18 protein-coding genes are annotated in these 20,259 nt (G+C 63.0%); 10 read left to right on the forward strand and 8 right to left on the reverse strand.

Features of this window, described 5'->3' with window-relative positions; all coding sequences use genetic code 11:
- Window positions 1–46: 46 nt before the first annotated feature.
- A complete protein-coding gene (locus QIW53_RS13850) occupies window positions 47–2,122 on the reverse strand; it encodes an AsmA family protein (RefSeq protein ID WP_371050162.1) in 2,076 nt (691 codons plus the stop codon).
- Between the two features lie 387 nt (window positions 2,123–2,509).
- On the opposite strand from QIW53_RS13850, the gene QIW53_RS13855 reads away from it, so the two are divergent.
- From QIW53_RS13855 to QIW53_RS13875, 5 genes are all read left to right on the forward strand, one after another.
- Window positions 2,510–3,106: a hypothetical protein gene (locus tag QIW53_RS13855; protein ID WP_371050163.1), complete on the forward strand. Its 597-nt coding sequence runs from the start codon at window positions 2,510–2,512 to the stop codon at window positions 3,104–3,106.
- A gap of 163 nt (window positions 3,107–3,269) precedes the next feature.
- Complete coding sequence (locus QIW53_RS13860; protein WP_371050164.1) at window positions 3,270–3,902, forward strand: TetR family transcriptional regulator; 633 nt, start codon at window positions 3,270–3,272, stop codon at window positions 3,900–3,902.
- A 31-nt stretch (window positions 3,903–3,933) separates the two neighbouring features.
- Window positions 3,934–4,845 (forward strand): LysR substrate-binding domain-containing protein, encoded by a 912-nt coding sequence (locus QIW53_RS13865; protein ID WP_371050165.1) that lies wholly within the window; start codon window positions 3,934–3,936, stop codon window positions 4,843–4,845.
- Window positions 4,846–4,946: 101 nt separating this feature from the next.
- Window positions 4,947–6,245: an OprD family porin gene (locus QIW53_RS13870; protein ID WP_371050166.1), complete on the forward strand. Its 1,299-nt coding sequence runs from the start codon at window positions 4,947–4,949 to the stop codon at window positions 6,243–6,245.
- 1 nt (window position 6,246) lies between these two features.
- The gene (locus tag QIW53_RS13875; protein WP_371050167.1) at window positions 6,247–7,839 is read left to right on the forward strand and encodes an MFS transporter; all 1,593 of its coding nucleotides are present in this window, start codon (window positions 6,247–6,249) and stop codon (window positions 7,837–7,839) included.
- 144 nt (window positions 7,840–7,983) lie between these two features.
- Here the strand turns inward: QIW53_RS13875 and QIW53_RS13880 are convergent, their stop codons facing one another.
- On the reverse strand, window positions 7,984–9,825 hold the full coding sequence (locus tag QIW53_RS13880) for an amidohydrolase (protein ID WP_371050347.1): 1,842 nt from the start codon (window positions 9,823–9,825) through the stop codon (window positions 7,984–7,986).
- A 277-nt stretch (window positions 9,826–10,102) separates the two neighbouring features.
- Window positions 10,103–10,732: an isochorismate family cysteine hydrolase YcaC gene (gene ycaC, locus QIW53_RS13885; RefSeq protein WP_371050169.1), complete on the reverse strand. Its 630-nt coding sequence runs from the start codon at window positions 10,730–10,732 to the stop codon at window positions 10,103–10,105.
- A gap of 313 nt (window positions 10,733–11,045) precedes the next feature.
- Here ycaC and ureE point away from each other — a divergent pair, with 313 nt between their 5' ends.
- The 5 genes from ureE (at window position 11,046) to QIW53_RS13910 (ending at window position 14,823) form a co-directional block, all read left to right on the forward strand.
- On the forward strand, window positions 11,046–11,546 hold the full coding sequence (gene ureE, locus QIW53_RS13890; RefSeq protein ID WP_371050170.1) for an urease accessory protein UreE: 501 nt from the start codon (window positions 11,046–11,048) through the stop codon (window positions 11,544–11,546).
- On the forward strand, window positions 11,543–12,217 hold the full coding sequence (locus QIW53_RS13895; protein ID WP_371050172.1) for an urease accessory protein UreF: 675 nt from the start codon (window positions 11,543–11,545) through the stop codon (window positions 12,215–12,217). Before ureE ends, QIW53_RS13895 begins: the two co-directional genes overlap by 4 nt.
- Before the next feature lie 23 nt (window positions 12,218–12,240).
- A complete protein-coding gene (gene ureG, locus QIW53_RS13900; RefSeq protein ID WP_371050173.1) occupies window positions 12,241–12,855 on the forward strand; it encodes an urease accessory protein UreG in 615 nt (204 codons plus the stop codon).
- Between the two features lie 34 nt (window positions 12,856–12,889).
- Window positions 12,890–13,462 (forward strand): HupE/UreJ family protein, encoded by a 573-nt coding sequence (locus QIW53_RS13905; protein WP_371050175.1) that lies wholly within the window; start codon window positions 12,890–12,892, stop codon window positions 13,460–13,462.
- Window positions 13,463–13,689: 227 nt separating this feature from the next.
- Window positions 13,690–14,823, forward strand: coding sequence for an AGE family epimerase/isomerase (locus tag QIW53_RS13910; protein ID WP_371050176.1), 1,134 nt, complete (start codon window positions 13,690–13,692; stop codon window positions 14,821–14,823).
- Between the two features lie 75 nt (window positions 14,824–14,898).
- Here QIW53_RS13910 and QIW53_RS13915 read toward each other — a convergent pair whose 3' ends face one another.
- From QIW53_RS13915 to QIW53_RS13935, 5 genes are all read right to left on the reverse strand, one after another.
- The gene (locus tag QIW53_RS13915) at window positions 14,899–15,669 is read right to left on the reverse strand and encodes an SDR family oxidoreductase (protein WP_371050178.1); all 771 of its coding nucleotides are present in this window, start codon (window positions 15,667–15,669) and stop codon (window positions 14,899–14,901) included.
- A 710-nt stretch (window positions 15,670–16,379) separates the two neighbouring features.
- A complete protein-coding gene (locus QIW53_RS13920) occupies window positions 16,380–17,099 on the reverse strand; it encodes an ABC transporter ATP-binding protein (protein WP_371050179.1) in 720 nt (239 codons plus the stop codon).
- Window positions 17,096–17,968, reverse strand: a complete 873-nt coding sequence (locus tag QIW53_RS13925) for an ABC transporter ATP-binding protein (protein WP_371050180.1) — start codon at window positions 17,966–17,968, stop codon at window positions 17,096–17,098. Before QIW53_RS13925 ends, QIW53_RS13920 begins: the two co-directional genes overlap by 4 nt.
- Entirely contained in the window at window positions 17,965–19,248 is a 1,284-nt protein-coding gene (gene livM / locus QIW53_RS13930; RefSeq protein WP_201193636.1) for a high-affinity branched-chain amino acid ABC transporter permease LivM, read from the reverse strand. The genes QIW53_RS13925 and livM overlap by 4 nt, the downstream gene beginning before the upstream one ends.
- 3 nt (window positions 19,249–19,251) lie before the next feature.
- Window positions 19,252–20,166, reverse strand: a complete 915-nt coding sequence (locus tag QIW53_RS13935) for an ABC transporter permease subunit (protein ID WP_201193640.1) — start codon at window positions 20,164–20,166, stop codon at window positions 19,252–19,254.
- Between the last annotated feature and the right edge of the window lie 93 nt (window positions 20,167–20,259).

Consider the following 20,259-nt stretch of genomic DNA (forward strand, 5'->3'; position numbering starts at 1 on the left):
CCACACTGCGACGTGATGGGGGGCTTGCTCGCGATGGCGATACCACTTACTTCGTGGGTTTGACCGTCACCGGGGCCTTGCCTGCCTTCATCTGCTGCAGCAACGGCGCGCACTGATTGGGCTCTCCACCACTGGGCGCGACCAGCGCCAGCAATCCCGCCGCCGGCGCAGCGATCACGCCCAACGCCACCATCCCCGCGCCGCGCAGCATCAGCGGCACCGCTTTCACGCCGGCATCGGGCTTGATGAACTTGCCGCGCACATACAGTGGCGAGCGCAGCGAAATCAGGCGCCAGCCCTTGGATTCCGGGGTCACGGTCAGGTCCAGTTGTTCGGTTGTCATGTTCGCCGTGCCATCGATGTAGATGATCGCGTTCTCGGTGTCGAAGACGAACAACCGTGTACTCGCCAGGCCCGACTTGATGCCGAAGTCGGCAGCCGCGCAGTTGATCTTCACTTCCTTGTCGCCAAAGATCTTGCCGACCACGTAGTTGCCGACATTGAGCCCGGCCAGCTCCATCAGTTCGCGACTGATGGCGCCGTCGTTGATCAGCATTTTCAGGTTGCCATTGGCTGTGCCGAGCAAAGTCGCCACCGAGTTGCCGCGACCGCTGATGTCGGCATCGCCGTTGAGCTCGCCGAAACTGGTTTTCATCGGTTCGAAGGTCGGGAACAGTTGCTTGAGCTTGAAGCCGCGGGCGGTGAGCCTGGCGTTGCCTTCCAGCGGCTCGGTGCGCCCGTTGAGGCGAATCTGCGCGTCCAGCTTGCCGCCGGCGACGCCAAAGCGCAGCGGCTCGAGGCTGAGCGCGCCGTCGTTCAGCACCAGGTGGGTATAAAGGTCGTTGAACGGCAGTTTTTCGCTGTGGACGATGCGCTTGCCGGTGAATTCGACATCCGCGTCCATGTCGCGCCAGCGCTCGGTCTTGAACTCCTCGACCGGCAACACCTTGTCCGCCGGTTGCTTGCTTTCCCCGCCCCGGGCCTTTTGCTTGGCGTTGGAGTCGGCGCCGATCAGCGGCGCCAGGTCGGCAAACAGCAGTTGGTTGGAGACCAGCGAACCGCTGAGTTTCGGCCGGGGCTGGCTGGCGACATAGGCCAGGCTGCCATGGATGTCGCTGTCGCCGATCTTGCCGTTGAACCCTTCATAGCGAAACACCGCGCCGCCCGCTTCGTGCAGCTTGGCGATCAAGTGACCGTCGGTGGCGTAGGGCGGCGTGTCCGGCAGTGTCACGCCGGTCAGCGGATAGAGGTTGCCGAGACTGGCGCCCGCCAGTTTCAGGCGCAAGTCCAGCGCGCCAAGGTTGAGCGGGTCGGTGAGCGTACCGGCGAGCTCGACACGGGTGTCGGCAATCGCCACCTGGGCCTGGAGCGGGAAAGGCCGGCTGGCATCCTGCAAGGCCAGCAAGCCACCGATCTTGCCCTCGCCCGAGAGTTTCTGCCCGTGATACTGGCCCTTGACCTTGAGCGCAAACGCATAGTCCTGGGGCGCGCTGCCCTTCTCCTGCGCGGTTTTCGCCGCTTTGTCGCCGACGATCTCGCTGAACTGAATCGGCTTGCCCAGCGGATCGATCAGCAGGTCGAGCTGGGTTTTCAGCGTCTGGTCGTCGAGGGTGACATGGCCCTTGTCGAAACCGATCGAACCGATGTCCACCACCCAGCTTGAAGGTTCGGCATTGGGGTCCTTGGGATCGAACTGAAACGTCCAGTTCGCCCGGCCATCGGCCAGCCGCTGCAACTGAGCGTTGGGTTCGGTGAGGTCGATGCGCGGGATCGTCACCCGTTGCGCCAGCAGGGCCAATGGCGAAATGCGCAGCTCAACGCGTTTGAGGGTGACCATCTGCGGTTGTTTCGACCAGTCCGGGTTGCCCAGGCTCAGGTCCTCGGCCACCACGTGCGGCCAAGGCACCCATGCCCGCCATCCGCCCTCGTCGAGCTCGCGGCGCCAGATCACCGCGAGGTTGCCATTGATGGCGAACGGTCGATGCAGCTCTTCGGAGACTTTGCTGTTGAGGGTCGGTTTGATCCGGTTCCAATCGAAGAACGCGATGATCAGCACCAGTATCGCCAGCAGAACCACCAGGCTGGCAAAGGTCCAGAGGAAAATTTTCGGGGTGCGCGTCATTGCACAAGGCTCCTGATACGACTGAGCGCCCTGACTGCGACGCACCTGTGAAACGTTAGGCCAGATCGGCCTGCCATGAAATGTACGACTGGAAAACCGCCCGCAGGTTTAACCGAAATGCGGCTTAACGTTCAAATAATCGGCCCGGCTCACCCTGCGCTCGTCATCCGGTGTTACCGCCCCCGCACTTTTGTGCGGCACATGTGAGTTGAAAATACCCACATCGGTGCGAAAACGCCGGCCGGAAAGGCCCGGTTTAGAGCCTTCGCAGGGAACAATCAATTCCGTTGATTATTACCATTGCGGTTATGAACTTTTATATCGATTTATCAAGAGTAGCATTGCACTCGTACCCAAATTCTTGCCTTGCCACGGAGCACCCCGATCATGAAACGCCAATTACTGCTTAGCCTTACCCTCTCAATGCTGGCCAGCACCGCTTTCGCCCTGCCGGCCGCCGAACAGGCCACCCCACAAGTCAAAGCCAGCCAATCGGCGTTCGGCCAGACCGTGGCGGCTGATGGTTCCGACCGCACCCCACAAGGCCAGACCCTGGCTGAAGGCGGCAACGATCGCCTGAAAGAAAAAGGCCTGATCACTCAGGACGGTTCGGATCGTACCCCACAAGGTCAGACCCTGGCCGCTGACGGTTCCGACCGCACCCCACTGGGCCAAACCCTGGCAGCTGACGGTTCCGACCGCACCCCACTGGGCCAAACCCTGGCTGCTGACGGTTCCGACCGCACCCCACTGGGCCAAACCCTGGCTGCTGACGGCTCCGACCGCACCCCACTGGGCCAAACCCTGGCTGCTGACGGTTCCGACCGCACTCCACTGGGCCAAACCCTGGCTGCTGACGGCTCCGACCGCACCCCACTGGGCCAAGCCCTCGCTGCCGACGGCTCTGACCGCACCCCACTGGGCCAAGCCCTCGCTGAAGGTGGTGGTGACCGTGTAATCGAACGCAACAGCCGCTTGAGCTAAGGCCATGTCGGCCCTGAAAAAAAGCCCAATCCCCGGATTGGGCTTTTGATTTTGTAGATGCCTGCTTCTTTATTCACCCCGCTCTCCCCGCCTCATCGTTCGACGCCGACAAAGCCGATTTGCTAGAGTGCGTCGCTGTCCTGTCCAGAAAACACCCCTTGCGATGCTGCCCCGCGCCGAACAGAAACAACAAACCCGCAACGCCCTGATGGACGCCGCCCGTCATTTGATGGAGTGCGGCCGTGGTTTCGGCAGCCTGAGCCTGCGTGAAGTGGCGAAAACCGCCGGGATAGTCCCCACCGGTTTCTACCGGCATTTCGCCGACATGGATGAACTGGGCCTGGTGCTGGTCAGCGAAGTCGGTCAGACCTTTCGCGAAACCATTCGACTGGTGCGCCATAACGAATTCGTGATGGGCGGCATCATCGACGCCTCCGTGCGGATCTTTCTCGATGTGGTGTCGGCCAATCGCTCGCAGTTCCTGTTTCTCGCCCGCGAGCAATACGGCGGCTCGCAACCGGTGCGCCAGGCCATCGGCCGCTTGCGCGAAGACATCAGCTCCGACCTGGCCGCCGACCTGGCGCTGATGCCCAAGTTGCATCACCTGGATGGCGCCGGTCTCAACGTCATGGCGGACCTGATCGTCAAAAGCGTGTTCGCCACCCTCCCCGACATCATCGAACCGCCGGCCCAGGCACTGCCCGAACACCTGACGCCCCAGGCCAAGATGACCCAGCAACTGCGCTTCATCTTCATCGGCCTCAAGCACTGGCAAGGTCTGGGCAGCACCGAATAAACCCGCTGCGCTGCCCCTCGGAGAACGATCATTGGAAGACCTCAATTCCCTCTACTACTTCACCCAGGTAGTCGAGCACGGTGGCTTCGCCCCGGCCGGGCGGGCGCTGGACATGCCCAAATCCAAGCTCAGCCGGCGCATCGCCGACCTCGAGGAGCGCCTGGGTGTCCGCCTGTTGCACCGCACCAGCCGCCACTGCTCGCTGACCGAAATCGGCCAGGCCTATTACCAGCGTTGCCTGGCCATGCGCGTGGAAGCCGAGGGTGCCGCCGAGATCATCGAACGCAACCGCAGTGAACCCCGCGGCCTGGTCCGCATCAGTTGCCCGACCACCCTGCTGAACTTCTGGGTCGGGCCGATGCTGTCGCGTTTCATGCTCAAGTATCCCCAGGTCGAACTGTTCATCGAGAGCACCAACCGTCGGGTCGACCTGCTGCATGAGGGCATCGACGTTGCCCTGCGCGTGCGCTTTCCGCCCCTGGAAAACACCGACATGGTGATGAAGGTCCTGGGCAACAGCACCCAGTGCCTGGTCGGCCACCCGCGCTACCTCGAGCAACTGCCGCCGGGTTTCGATCCACAGGTGCTCAGCCAACTGCCGAGCGTGCACTGGGGCAGCGCCCAGCGCGAGTACCAGTGGGAACTGATACAGGGCGAGGACATGAGCCACAGCATTGTCATCCCCCACACACCGCGCATGGTTACCGATGACCTGTTTGCCCTGCGCCACTTCGTGGTGGCCGGCGTAGGGATTGCACACCTGCCACGGGTGGCCGTGCGCGAGGACCTGGCGGAGGGCCGACTGGTGGAATTGTTGCCAGGCTGGCACCCGCGTTGCGGCATCGTTCATGCGATCTTCCCGTCACGGCGCGGATTGCTGCCGTCGGTGCGCTCGCTGATCGACCACCTGGCCGAGGAGTTCAGCGTCAGCGACATGGCGTGAACCCGGGCCCGGCGCGGCGCCCGGATCAGATCCAGCACACGCGTACAATCCCCATTCCAGACGCTCCTCTACAGTGCCGGATCATCTACCCCGGAGCGCCCATGACCCTATCGATACGTGGGCCATCCCGCGCCCTGCTCGCCACTGTCGCGATCGTCACCCCGCCCCTGAGCCACGCCGATGACGAAGCGGGCTGGACGCTGCTCAGCCGCAACTACTTTCTGCACAGCGACTTCCGCTCGCCTTCCGCCAGCGGTCAGAACTACCGTCAGGAATGGGCCCAGGGCTTCATCGGCGACATCCGTTCAGGGTTTACCGACGGCACGCTCGGCCTGGGCATCGATGCTCATGGCTTTGTCGGGCTCAAGCTCGACGGCGGCCGTGGCCACGCCGGCACCGGCCTGCTGCCGCGCGACAGCGACGGCCGCGCCGAATCCGATTACTCCAGCGCTGGGGCGGCGTTGAAACTGCGCATGGGCAACACCCAACTGCACTATGGCGAAATGACCGTCGAAACCCCGGTGTTCGACACCGCCGACAAGCGCCTGCGCCCGGAGTACGCGACCGGCTGGCTGCTGGAAAACACCGACCTGCCCGACTGGCGCCTGCAGGCGGGGCGCTTTACTGCCTTCAGCAATCAGGACAGCAGTTCGAGCCATGAAGATTTCGACGGCTACGGCGCCAACACCGACGGCCACGCCATCAGCCTGGCGGGCGCCACCTGGTCACCCGACGGTCCGTTCGGCGGCGCGCTGTTCGCCTCGCAACTGCAGGACACCTGGCGTCAGGCCTACCTGAACCTGAATGCCAGGCAGGGTGGCTGGCATCTGGACGGCAACCTCTACCGGACCCGCGACACCGGCAACGCCAGTGCCGGCGCCATCGATACCCTGGCCTACAGTGTGGCGGCCAAATACGCCTTCGCTGCCCAGGCCGTGACCCTGGCCTATCAGAAAATCGAGGGCGACACCCCGTTCGATTTCGTCGGCGGCGACTCCATCTACCTCGCCAACTCGATCAAGTACGCCGACTTCAACGGCCCGGGCGAGCGCTCCTGGCAACTGCGCTACGACCTCGACATGGCCACCTTCAGTGTCCCGGGCCTGAAGCTGATGGCGCGTTACGTCAGCGGCAGCGGCATCGACGGCACCCACGCCCCCCAGGGCGGTGCCTACAATCCCTTCGATCCGGACGACGACCGCTACACGCCCCAGCAAGGCAAGGGTGGCCGGCACTGGGAGCGCGATATCGACCTGAAATACACCGTGCAGTCCGGCAGCGCCAAGGGTCTGAACCTGTCGCTGTCCCATGTCAGCCACCGCGCCAACAGCGCCCAGGCCGGCGATGACATCGACCGCCTCTACCTGATCATCGAATACCCACTCAAAGGCACCTTCTGATATGAGTACCGCACCTTCCGGCGCCTGGAGCCCCTTGCGCAACACCACCTTCCGCATGCTGTGGATCGCCACCATCGCCTCCAACATCGGCACCTGGATGCATGAAGTGGGGGCCGGCTGGCTGATGACCACGCTGTCGGCCAGCCCGCTGCATGTCGCCCTGATCCAGGTTGCCGGCTCACTGCCGATGTTCTTCCTCGCCCTGCCCGCCGGCGCGGCGGCGGACATCGTCGACAAGCGCCGCTACCTGCTGCTGGTGCAGTTGTGGATGTCGGGCGTTGCGCTGGCCCTGGCGCTGCTGACCCTGTTCGGCATGATGAACGTCCCGCTGTTGCTGGTGCTGACCCTGGCGTTGGGGATCGGCACGGCGCTGATGATGCCGGCCTGGAGTGCATTGACGCCGGAACTGGTGGGCAAGGATGAGCTGTCGAACGCCGTGGCCATCTCCAGCGTCGGCATCAACGTGTCACGCGCGGTCGGCCCGGCGCTGGCCGGGGTGCTGGTGAGCCTGGTCGGGCCGTGGCTGACGTTCGCCCTCAACGCCGTGTCGTTCGCCGGGGTGATCGTGGTCCTGTTGCTGTGGAAGCGTCAGGTGCAGGAACCCTTGCTGCCGGCCGAGCGCTTCGTCGGCGCCATCCGCACCGGGCTGCGCTTTGCCCGCAGCTCGAAGCCGTTGCAGGCGGTGCTGATCCGCGCCCTGGCCTTTTTCTTCTGCGCCAGCGCCGGCATGTCGCTGCTGCCGCTGATCGTTCGCGGTGAAATGCACGGCAGCGCCGCCGACTTCGGCCTGTTGCTGGCGGCGATCGGCATTGGCGCAGTTGGCGGTGCGACCCTGTTGCCGCGCTTGCGCGAGCGAATCAGCCGTGACCGCCTGGTGGCGGCGGCCAGCCTGGTGTATGCGTTGTTCCTGCTGGTGCTGGCGCTGACGCGCAACTTCTACGCCCTGCTCCCGGCGATGCTGCTCAGCGGTGCGGCGTGGATCGCCGTGCTGTCCAACCTGCAAGTCGCGGCGCAGACCTCGGTGCCGGCCTGGGTCAGGGCCCGGGCGCTGTCGGTGTACATCCTGGTGTTTTTCGGCGCCATGGCCGCGGGCAGTTTGCTATGGGGCAGCCTGGCCAGCCATGCCTCGATCACCTTGAGCCTGCTGCTGGCCTCCGGTGGCCTGGCCCTCGGCACGCTGCTGACGCTGAAGGTGGCATTGCCCAGCACCGAGGTCGAAGAGCTGACACCGTCGCTTCACTGGCCGACGCCATTGCTCAGCGAGGACCTGAATCGGGACGGCGGGCCGGTGATGGTCACGGTCGAGTACCACGTCGAGCCGGGCAAGGTCGACGCGTTCCAGCAGGCCGCACGCGACCTGGAGGCCATGCGCAAGCGCAACGGCGCGCTGTCATGGGGCTTGATGCGCGACAGCGCCGATCCGCAGCTTTGGGTGGAGTTTTTCTTCGAGGAATCGTGGCTGGAGCACTTGCGTCATCACGGCCGCGTGACCCGTGGCGAGCTCAAGATCGAAGCGCGGGTGCGGCAGCTGCAGACCGACGGCGTGCCGATTCGGATTCGGCATTTGTTGGCGGGGGCGGTGCCCAAGACCTGAGCTATCTCGCGGCTGTGATGGCCCCTTCGCGAGCAAGCCCGCCCCCACAGGTCCAGCGTGATCCCTGTGGGAGCGGGCTTGCTCGCGAAGAGGCCCATTCAAACAGCACAAAAAAGGGAGCAATCACGGCTCCCTCCATTCACCTCAGAACGCAAAACACGAACAACCCAACGCCCCCCAGAAACCCTGGTAGTCATTGACCGGCACACTCGAATGCCGCGCCCGTTCGTGGCTGTGCGCATGCACCCCGCAAGGCCCGACACACTGGTGCACCGCGGCCGCCAGGGATGGCGCACCGGCGCGCCAGTGCCCGGGCACCTTGGCCACCGGCGACCACTCGGGCAGCACCGGCACCTGGGCCGGGCCGAGCTTGTCGAATTCGGCTGCGCCGTACACCACCTTGCCATCGACAATCGTCAGCACCGACTCGATGCCCTTGATCGCCTCTTCGTCGACGCTGAAGAAGTCCAGCGACAAGGCCGCCAGGTCCGCCAACTGGCCGACCTTGATCTGCCCCTTCTTGCCCTGCTCGCTGGAGAACCAGGCGCTGCCGTGGGTGAACAGTTGCAGGGCGGTGTCGCGGCTCAGGCCTTCCGGGTACAGCGCCATGCCGCCCACGGTCTTGCCACTGACCAGCCAGTACAGCGACGTCCACGGGTTGTAGCTGGAAACACGGGTGGCGTCCGTGCCGGCGCCCACCGGGATGCCTTCGGCGAGCATGCGCTGGATCGGCGGCGTCTTCTCGGCCGCCTTGGCGCCGTAACGATCGACAAAATACTCGCCCTGAAAGGCCATGCGATCCTGGATCGCAATCCCGCCACCCAGCGCGCGTACCCGTTCGATGTTTTTCGAGCTGATGGTTTCGGCGTGATCGAAGAACCACGGCAGGCCATTGAACGGCATGTCGCGGTTGACCTTCTCGAACACGTCGAGCATGCGCGAGATCGATTCGTCGTAGGTGGCATGCAGGCGGAACGGCCAGCGCTGCTCGACCAGATGGCGCACCACCGGCTCCAGTTCCTGCTCCATGGTCTGTGGCAGGTCCGGGCGCGGCTCCAGGAAGTCTTCGAAGTCGGCAGCGGAGAACACCAGCATTTCGCCGGCGCCGTTGTGGCGCAGGAAGTCGCTGCCGTCGCCGGGCTTGACCTTCGAGGTCCAGTTCTTGAAATCGGCGAGCTCTTCCTTGGGCTTCTGGGTGAACAGGTTGTAGGCGATGCGCACGCTCAACTGACCCCGGTCGGCCAGCTCCTGGATGACCTGATAGTCGTCCGGGTAATTCTGGTAGCCGCCGCCGGCATCGATGGCGCTGGTCAGGCCGAGGCGGTTGAGTTCGCGCATGAACTGGCGGGTCGAGTTGACCTGATACTCCAGCGGCAGCTTCGGCCCCTTGGCCAGGGTGGCATAGAGGATCATCGCGTTGGGCCGCGCGATCAGCAGGCCGGTCGGCTCGCCGAACTTGTTGCGCTGGATTTCGCCACCGGGCGGGTTCGGCGTGTCCTTGGTGTAACCCACGGCCTTGAGCGCTGCACGGTTGAGCAGCGCGCGGTCGTACAGGTGCAGCAGGAACACCGGGGTATCGGGCGCCGCCTGGTTGATTTCCTCCAGGGTCGGCATGCGTTTTTCGGCGAACTGGAATTCGTTCCAGCCACCCACCACGCGCACCCACTGCGGCGTCGGGGTGCGGGCGGCCTGATCCTTGAGCAGGCGCAAGGCGTCGGCGACCGAGGGCACGCCTTCCCAACGCAGCTCCAGGTTGTAGTTGAGGCCGCCGCGAATCAGGTGCAGGTGGGAGTCGTTGAGCCCCGGAATGACCGTACGGCCCTTGAGGTCGATGACTTGCGTGGCCGAACTTTTGTGGGCCATGGCTTCACCATCCGTACCCACGGCAATGAAGCGGCCGTCCTTGATGGCGACCGCCGTTGCCAGCGGCTTCTCACGGTCGACCGTGTGCAATTTGCCGTTGAACAGGATCAGGTCGGCGGTCAGCGAGCCTGGCTGGGTGGATGCGAAGGCGGAGCCTGAACCTGCAAATGGCAGGGCGGACCAGAGTGCACCGGCAGCACCGAGAAGGGTGCTGTTGGCCAGGAACTGGCGGCGGCTCTTGTCATTGGAGTCTTGGGTCATGATGGTCTCCATCTGGATGCGGCAGCGGTGGGCACGACTGCGTAGCATGCCGGGCAATGCCCGGCAGGAATTGGATGGATGTGCGGTGTATAAACGTGCGCCCCGGACAACGATAGTCGGTGTCCGGGGCGGCGGCGCATTACTTGGCAGTGTTGAAGGCGTTGTAGCTGGTCATCAAATTGCGGTAGTCCGGGATGTGGTTGGAGCACAGCGCGGCCAGGCCTTCGATGTCGTTGCGCCAGTCGCGGTGCAGCTCGCAGGCCACGCCGAACCAGGTCATCAGTTGTGCACCGGCCTGGCTCATGCGGTCATGGGCAGCGTCGCGGGTCATTTGGTTGAAGGTGCCGGAGGCGTCGGTCACCACGAACACGTCGAACTCTTCTTCCAGCGCCGCCAGGGCCGGGAATGCTACGCAGACTTCAGTCACCACACCGGCGATGATCAGTTGTTTCTTGCCGGTGGCCTTCACCGCCTTGACGAAATCTTCGTTGTCCCAGGCGTTGATCTGGCCAGGGCGGGCGATGTACGGGGCATCCGGGAACAGCGCTTTCAGTTCAGGCACCAGCGGACCGTTGGGGCCTTGCTCGAAGCTGGTGGTGAGGATGGTTGGCAGGTTGAAGAACTTGGCCAGGTCAGCCAGGGCCAGAACGTTGTTCTTGAACGCGTCCGGCTCGATGTCGCGGACCAGGGACAGCAGGCCAGCCTGGTGGTCGACCAGCAGCACGGCAGCGTCGTCTTTGTTCAGGCGGTTGTATTTGAAGTTGGTCATGGCTGTTGCTCCTAAGGGTTTCGATTTTTCAGTAGTGGGTGTGTTTCGCGTTGATGGGAGAAGATTAAAACCAACGCGTTTTACCCGCTAGATAGTGAAAATCAGCCTTAGCGTTCTATTTTACGAACGATGGAGAAACAGGACGGTTTACGCCACAAATCAGTGCGACAGGCAAACCAAGCGCTCCACAACGATGCAAAACTGACATTGCACCGAACCACTCCTAGGTCTCCGACAGCTATTTCCTACACCTTCAGTCATTGGCAAGCCCTTTGCTCTAGCCCCGGTACTGTCTATTGCTGGAAGCTTTCCGATGCTGGTGATTCATCGCAGAATCGATCCTCAACCCGTCTGGGCCGCCGAGTTGCACCTGAGCTTCGAAGCTCGGAGCAAAAGCCGCCTGCGCTGTTTCAGTGCCGACGGCGAAGACGTCGGGCTGTTTCTGGAGCGTGGCCAGCCGCCGCTGTACGACGGCGAGTGCCTTGAAGCGCAGGACGGTCGCATCGTCCGGGTCTGCGCCCGCCCCGAACAACTGCTGCACGTCACCTGCGCCAATGCGTTCGAGTTGACCCGCGCGGCCTATCACCTGGGCAATCGCCACGTCGCCCTGCAAGTGGGCGATGGCTGGCTGCGCCTGCTCGACGATTACGTGCTCAAGGCCATGCTTGAACAGTTGGGTGCGCGGGTCGAGCCGGTCGAAGCCCCGTTCCAGCCCGAACACGGCGCCTACGGGGGTGGCCATCACCATTCGCGGCATGGCGACGAGGATTTCAACTACCCGCCAAAACTGCATCAATTCGGCGTGCGCACATGAACCCGGCCTGGGCGCTGCTGCGCCTGGCCAGTCCACAGTTGCCGATTGGCGGCTACAGCTATTCCCAGGGGCTGGAAATGGCGGTGGACAACGGCCGGGTGCACGACAACGCCAGCGCGCGACGCTGGATCGGCGATCAACTGCTGCTGAACCTGGCGCGTTTTGAAGCCCCCCTGCTGCTTGCCCATTGCGTGGCCGCCGCAGACCTGGACTGGGAGGGGCTGCAGCAGCGCTGTGAAGAACATCGCGCCAGCCGGGAAACCCGCGAGCTGCATCAGGAGAGCCGGCAAATGGGTTATTCGTTGCAGCAATTGCTAAACGGCCTGCCGGAACTGGATGCGCCGGCCCGCGCCTTTCTCGAGCGCCAACCCGAACCGCACCTGGCCTTGGGCTGGGCGCTGGCGGCACGCGCCTGGCATATCTGCGCACAGGACGCGTTGGCCGCCTGGCTCTGGAGCTGGCTGGAAAACCAGCTCGCGGTGCTCATGAAAACCCTGCCACTGGGCCAGCAAGCCGCGCAGCGCCTGACCAGCGAACTGTTGCCGTTGCTGCAGCAAGCCCAGCAGGACGCCAGCCGCATCAACCCCGAACACCTGGGCAGTGCCGCATTCGGCCTGTCCCTGTCCTGTATGGCCCACGAGCGCCAGTACAGCCGCCTGTTCCGTTCCTAGGGCCTGTCATTTTGGAGAATCACATGAACACACAACCTCTGCGCGTCGGCATCGGCGGCCCGGTCGGATCCGGCAAGACCGCGCTGACACTGGCCCTGTGCCTGGCGCTGCGCGATCGCTACAACCTGGCGGTCGTGACCAACGACATTTACACCCGCGAAGACGCCGACTTTCTGGTGCGCAATCAGGCCCTCGCGCCGGAGCGAATCATCGGCGTGGAAACCGGCGGCTGCCCGCACACGGCAATCCGCGAGGACGCCTCGATCAACCTCGAAGCCGTCGATCAGTTGAACCGGCGCTTCCCGGGGCTGGACCTGATTCTGGTGGAGTCCGGTGGCGACAACCTGTCCGCCACCTTCAGCCCCGAGCTGTCCGACCTGACGATCTACGTGATCGACGTCTCGGCCGGCGACAAGCTGCCGCGCAAGGGGGGGCCGGGCATCTGCAAATCCGACCTGCTGGTGATCAACAAGGTCGACCTCGCGCCGCTGGTGGGCGCGTCGCTGGAAATGATGGACAGCGACACCCAGCGCATGCGCAACGGCAAGCCGTTTGTCTTCAGCAACCAGAAAACCGGCCTGGGGCTGGAAGACATCATTGCCTTCATCGAACGCCAGGGCCTGCTGACCGCTGCCTGATCACCCTCACCGAACTCAACAAGGAAGCTTATCCATGACACTCAAAAGCATTCTCGGCGCCCTGGCCCTGCTGCTGGCCCCGGCCATCGCTTTCGCCCACCCCGGCCATGGCGACAACGGCTTGATCGCCGGCATCAGCCACCCGATCGGTGGCCTCGATCACTTGCTGGCAATGCTCGCCGTCGGCCTGTGGGCGGCACAGCAGCAAGGTGCCGCACGCTGGGCCCTGCCATGCACGTTTGTCGGCACCATGTTGCTGGGCGGCCTGCTGGGTTTCGAAGGGCTGGAACTGCCGGCACTGGAAAGCGGAATCGCCGCCTCGGTGCTGGCGCTGGGCCTGTCAGTGGCGCTGGCCGTTCGTCCACCACTGAGCCTGGCGGTGGGCGCAACGGCACTGTTTGCGCTGTTCCATGGCGTGGCGCATGGCCTGGAGCTGCCGGACATGTCCAGCCCGTGGGCGTACGCCGCAGGTTTTGTCGCCGCTACAGCGGCGCTCCATGCGGCGGGGTACGGCGTGGTCCGCGTGTTGCCGCAAGCGGCGGCGCCGCTGGTGCGGGTTGCGGGGGCGGTGTCGGCGGTAACGGGTGGGTGGTTGCTGGCGAGTTGATCCTTCGCTGCTGCTGATGGCCTCATCGCTGGCAAGCCAGCTCCCACAGCGTTTGCGGTGAACCTGTGGGAGCTGGCTTGCCAGCGATAGCGGCCTGACAGACACCACAGGATTTTCGGCTGAACCTGTGGGAGCTGGCTTGCCAGCGATGGCGGCCTGACAGACACCACATCCCTAAGGCCTGCTAACATGTCGCGCAATCAACCCTGCCGTGACGACGCCAGCCAATGCCGCCTGTTTCCCGCTCCGCTTCCCAGCCTGAACTGACCGCCCTGTTTGCCACGGTGCAAACTCACTTCCAGAACGTGATCGTGCCTCTCTGGCTCGGGCCTGGCTGGAACGCCGACATGGCGCTGCCCTACGAGGCCCTGGACGCCGCGCACCAGCCTTTGCCAGCGCAACGTTACCGGGCCATGGCCTGCGCGCGGCAGCTGTATCTGTTTTCCAGCCTGATCGGCCAGGTGTCCGGCGCCCAGGCACGGGCCGCCGCCTTGTTCCGTTCGTTGCAGCAACATTTCCATGATGCCGAACACGGCGGCTGGTTCTACAGCATCGACCCACAAGGCAAGCCGCTGGATCAGCGCAAGGATCTCTACACTCACGCCTTCATCGTTTTTGCCTGCGCCCACTACTGGAACAAGGTGCGCGAACCGCTGGTGGAGTCTGTGCTCAATGCCGCGCTGCAAGTGGTTGCCCAACGTTTCGCCACAGGCGACGGCCTGTACGAAGCCAGCCTCGAACGCGACTGGTCGTCGCTGGACAGCGGCCCCCTGCAAAACCCTCTGATGCATCTCGCGGAAGGCTTCCTCGCCACGGTGTCGGTGCGTGAAGATCCCGCCGTGCAAACCGCCCTCGTCGAGTTGTGCACAGCCATGCAGCAGCGCTTCATCGACCCGGAACACGGGGTGCTGATGGAGAAACCGCTGGGGGCTGTGGATAACTGGTTCGAACCGGGGCATCAGTTCGAGTGGTATTTCCTGTTGCAATCTTCGCCGCTGCTGCGCGACTCGGTGCTGCACCAATCCTTGAAGCGCGCCTTTACCTACACCGAGCGACTGGGTGTCGATCAGAAGACCGGAGCGGTCAAGGCAACGCTGGTTCTGCAGGCGGATGGTCAACCCCGCGACGCGACGCAGCGTATCTGGGCTCAGGCGGAATACCTGCGCGCGCTGACGCTGCGACCGGACAGCGAAGCCCACGTACTGCGGCAGTTACAGACCCTGCAACGGCGCTTCCTGCATGCGGGCGGCTGGCACGAATGCCGGGCGGTCAACGGTGAAGTCAGCCGCCGCGACATGCCGTCGACCACGCCTTATCACCTGGCGACCTGCTATCGCGGACTGCTCGATTATCTGCAGTGACGGGTAAGCTCGCTCTCACAGGGTATGTACAGCCCCTGTGGGTGCGAGCCTGCTCGCGATGGCCGTTACGCGGCCTTACGCCTCGCCACGCGTGCGATCAATCGCAAAACCCGCCCAGGTCTGGCTCACCGGCATCAGTTCCAGGCTGTTGATGTTGATGTGCGCCGGAGCGTTGAGCACCCAGAAAATCGTCTCGGCAATGTCCTGCGGCTGGATCGGCTCGGCGCCGGCGTAGGTCGCGTTGTAACGCTCCTGGTCGCCGGCGAAACGCACCAGCGAGAACTCGCTTTCGCACAGGCCAGGCTCGATGTTGCTGACGCGCACGCCCGTGCCTTGCAGGTCGCAGCGCAGGTTCAGCGAGAACTGCTGGACGAAGGCCTTGGTCCCGCCATAGACATGGCTGCCCGGATACGGGTAGTTGCCAGCGACCGACCCCAGGTTGACGATACCCGCACCGCGACCGTGGGCGATCAGGCGCGGCAGCAGCAGACGAGTGCTGTACATCAGGCCCTTGATGTTGGTGTCGACCATGGTGTCCCAATCATCGAGATTGCACTTCGGTGCCGGGTCCACGCCCAGGGCCAGGCCGGCGTTGTTGATCAGCCCGCGCAGCTTGGCAAAGGTGGGTGGCAGGCTGGCGATCGCCTCCTCCATGGCCTTGCGATCACGCACGTCGAGCACCAGGCCATGGACTTCAGTCTGCTTCGACAATTCGGCGCACAGGGCATTGAGGCGCTCTTCACGACGGCCGGTCAGCACCAGTTTCCAACCCGCCTCGGCGAATCGACGGGCACAGGCTTCACCAAAACCGGAGGTCGCGCCGGTAATAAACAGGGTGTTGGACATCGTGTTCTCCTAGCGTGGGCTGACTGACAGCCCTGGAATGAAAATTCAGTGGGCAGCATGCCCGCCTTGACTCACACCGGCAACTGGCAGCGCTGTACAAAAAACAACCACGTCGCTGGGTGCCTTGCCCGCCGTGGCCTCCAGCCACATACCCGCACCTTATCCACCGGTGGTTCCACAGTTTCCGGGGGCAAGTGAAAAAGGCTGTACGCCGCTGTGCACAAGGCCTGGCGGGCAGAATGCAAAGTTTTTTGCTTGACCCTGGAACGTTCACTGTGCACCCCGGGCCCCGTGGCTGGCGCGGACCGGTTCATCACCGATGGCGCCAAGCCAGTAACGACGGCCCTCAGCCGACTCTTTCCAGAGATTAACCACAGAGTTATCCACAGGCTGCTGGGAACGCTGTCAGCCGACTGTGGAAGCCAATTAAAAGGTTGACATTACCGGCTTGCGGACTGGCAAAAGCTGCTGATCAAAAAACGACCGCATCGCTGCAAGCCACGTTTTCAAAGGCTTTCAGCCAGCTACTCCCACGTTATTCACAGCCAGCTCCACAGCAAACGGGGACAAGTCAAAAGCGTGGCGAAACAACTGTTTACAGCGGCTTTATGTCGCGCTTTCCGAGCTTGGCAAATTTGTTTTCCACAATTGGCCCATGGAATGAAAAAACCCCGGCAGTTGCCCGCCGGGGTTTTGGTGTAACGGCCGACTCAATGCCCGCCAAGGTAGGCGTTGCGCACATCCTCGTTCACCAGCAACTCCTTGCCGGTACCGCTCATGCGGATCTCGCCGTTGACCATCACATACGCACGGTCGGACAGCCGCAGCGCATGGTTGGCATTCTGCTCGACCAGGAAGATGGTCATGCCGGTCTGGGCCAGTTCACGCAGGGTGGCGAAGATCTGTTTGACCACGATGGGTGCCAGGCCCAGGCTCGGTTCATCGAGCAACAGCAGCTTCGGACGGCTCATGAGTGCCCGGGCGATGGCGAGCATTTGCTGCTCGCCACCGGACATGGTCATCGCCCGCTGAGTCCGCCGTTCCTTGAGGCGCGGAAACAGCTCGAACATGCGCTGCATGTCTTCGGTGGCGTGCTTGTCACCGATCGGAATGGTGCCCATCAGCAGGTTTTCTTCGACGGTCATGTCGGGGAACACCCGCCGGCCTTCCGGCGACTGGGCGATACCGTTGGACGCGATGTAGTGCGAAGACTTGTGGGTGATGTCCACGCCCTGGTAGAGGATCTGCCCGTCCGCCGCCCGTGGCTGGCCGAAGATCGACATCAGCAGGGTCGATTTGCCGGCCCCGTTGGAGCCGATCAGGCTGACGGTTTCACCTTCGTCGATGTGCAGCGAGACTTTTTTCAGCGCCTGGATCGGGCCATAGAACACGTCCAGGTTCTTCAGTTCGAGGATGGGAGCCTTGGTCATACGAGCTCCTCTTCATCGGCGCCCAGGTAGGCGGCAATCACTTTCGGATCGTTGCGGATGTCATCGGGGCCGCCCTCGGCGATCACGACGCCGTGGTCCAGCACCACGATGTGGTCGGAAATGCTCATCACCATGCCCATGTCGTGTTCAATCAGCACCACGGTCAGATCGTGCTCGTCGCGCAGCAGCCGGATCATCGCGCTCAGCGCTTCGGTTTCCTGAGGGTTGAGGCCGGCGGCCGGTTCGTCCAGGCAGATGATCTGCGGCCGTGTGCACATGGCACGGGCAATTTCCAGACGGCGTTGCTGACCATAGGACAGCTCACCGGCCAGACGGTTGGCGCAGTCCACCAGGTCCACCACTTCCAGCCAGTAGAAGGCGTGGTCCAGCGCATCGCTTTCGGCCTTGCGGTAGCCCTTGGTATTGAGGATGCCGGCGAGCATGTTGCGGTTGACCCACATGTGCTGGGCCACCAGCAGGTTTTCCAGCACCGACATTTCCTTGAACAGGCGAATGTTCTGGAAAGTTCGCGCCAGCCCGGCCCGGTTCACCAGGTGGGTGCCGCCGAACATCTTGTAGTACAGGCGGCTGATGAAGGATTTCGGCGAAACGAAATCCGTCGGTTTGAAAGACTCGCCCAGCAACTGGATGACGTTGGTGTTTTCGCCGCGAACGTTGAGTTCGATCTTGCCGCCCGAAGCCTTGTAGAAACCGGTCAGGCAGTTGAACACCGTGGTCTTGCCGGCACCGTTGGGGCCGATCAGGGCGAAGATCGAGTTGCGGTGCACCTTCAGGCTGACATCGTTCAGGGCCTTGATGCCACCGAAGTGCATCATCAGTTTTTCTACGTTGAGTACGACGTCCTTCATGGCGCCACTCCTTTACGCGGGGTCACACCGGTGCGGCTGATCCTGATCAGCCCACGCGGTCGCCAGATCATCATCACCACCATCAGGACGCCAAACAGCAGCACACGGTATTCGGCAAAGCCGCGCAGCAGTTCCGGGGCCACGGTGAGCACGAATGCGGCGATGACGACGCCGATGGTCGAGCCCATGCCGCCCAGTACCACGATGGCGAGGATCAGCGCCGATTCGAAGAAAGTGAACGAGGTCGGGTTGACGAACCCTTGGTACGTGGCGAAGAACACCCCGGCCAGACCGGCAGTGGAGGCACCGATGGTGAACGCCGAAAGCTTGACCAGCACATGGTTCAGGCCCATGGAGCGGCAGGCGATCTCGTCTTCACGCAGGGCTTCCCAGGCGCGGCCGACCGGCATCTTGACCAGCCGATGCTTGATGTACAGCACGGCCAGTACCACCAGGAACAGCACAGCGTAGATGAAGTAGTACTTCACGTCAGGGTTGTAGGCGATGCCGAAAAACTCGTGGAATGGCACCCCGCCATCCTTGGCCCGCTTGCCGAATTCCAGGCCGAAGAAGGTAGGCAGCGGCGCCGGCATGCCGTTGGGGCCGCCGGTCAGCGACAGCCAGTTGTTGAGCACCAGACGAATGATTTCGCCGAAGCCCAGGGTAACGATCGCCAGGTAGTCACCGTGCAGACGCAATACCGGGAAACCCAGGATACAGCCGGCCATGGCCGCAGCGATGGCCGCGAGCGGCAGCACCGTCCAGAAGCCCAGTCCCAGGTACTGGTAACCGAGCGCCAGGCCATAGGCGCCAATGGCGTAGAACGCCACGTAACCCAGGTCGAGCAGGCCGGCGAGGCCGACCACGATGTTCAGGCCCAGGCCCAGCAGCACGTAGATCAGCCCGAGAATGACCACACCCAGCAGATAGGAGTTGGAGAAAAACGGAAAGACCACGGCGATCACGATCATCAGCGGGATGATCCAGCGCAGGCGCGATTTGTAATCCGGTGGCAGTACGTGCACGCCTGAACCGGAGCTCTCGAATCCCTCGAGGATCTTCAGGCCCCGGGGGGTCTGCAGAAAGGTGCTGAGGGCGAAGCGCCCGAGCATGACGATGCCAATGAGCCACGCCAGGCGCGTGGTCTCCATGTTGAAGCCGTAGCCGTCCAGGACGACGCCGACAATCGGTCCGAAGACGATCAGGGCGATGAGGCCGGAAAGAATCGCATCAACCAGGCTTTTTTTCAGATCTATGGTTTTTTTGGTGGTTGAAGACATCGCTTACACCTTCGACACAAGAGGACGGCCGAGCAGGCCTTGAGGCCGAAAGACCAGAACGAGAACCAGCAATGAGAAGCTGAACACGTCTTTGTAGTCCGAGTTGACCAACCCCGAGAACATCGACTCGGAGATGCCCAGGATGATCCCGCCCAGCATGGCGCCCGGCAGCGAACCGATGCCGCCCAGCACTGCTGCGGTGAAGGCCTTGATCCCGATGATGAAACCGGCATAGAAGTCGAACGTGCCGTAGTTCATGGTGATCAGCACACCCGCCAGTGCCGCCATGGCTGCACCGATGATGAACACGTAGGAAATCACCCGGTCGGTGTTGATCCCCAGGATCGAGGCCATCTTGCGGTCCTGCTGGGTCGCACGGCACATGCGGCCAAGCTTGGTGTACTTGATGATGTAGGTGAGTACGCCCATGCCGACGAAAGCCGCCACCAGAATGAAGATCTTGGTGTAGGTGAGCTGGACGAAGCCGCTGCCCACATCGATGCGCATGGCACCGGTGAGCAAGGTCGGAACACCCTGCTGGCGCGCGCCCTGGGCAATCTGTGCGTAGTTTTGCAGGATCAGCGAGATCCCGATGGCGCTGATCAGCGGAGCCAGTCGGGTGGAGTTGCGCAGGGGTTTGTAGGCGATCCGTTCGATCACCCAGCCATACACGCCGGTGACGACAATGGTGAACACCAGTGTGCCGAGCATCAGCAGAGGGAAGGATTCAATACCGAAGTAAGCCAGCAGTGCCAGACTGATTGCCGCGAGGTAAGCGGAAATCATGTAAACCTCGCCGTGGGCGAAGTTGATCATGCCAATGATGCCATAGACCATTGTGTAGCCGATGGCGATCAGGCCATAGACCGACCCGAGGGTCAGGCCGTTGACCAGTTGCTGCAGGAAAATACCATCCATAACGCAATCTCACGCATTTGAGAGACTGCACAGAAGCCGCCTGCGACGGACCGGGGTTCAGCCGCCGGCGCAATTCGGTTGTGTGCAGCTCTA

It is taken from the genome of Pseudomonas fluorescens (assembly GCF_041354075.1).
Taxonomy (GTDB): domain Bacteria; phylum Pseudomonadota; class Gammaproteobacteria; order Pseudomonadales; family Pseudomonadaceae; genus Aquipseudomonas; species Aquipseudomonas fluorescens_CE.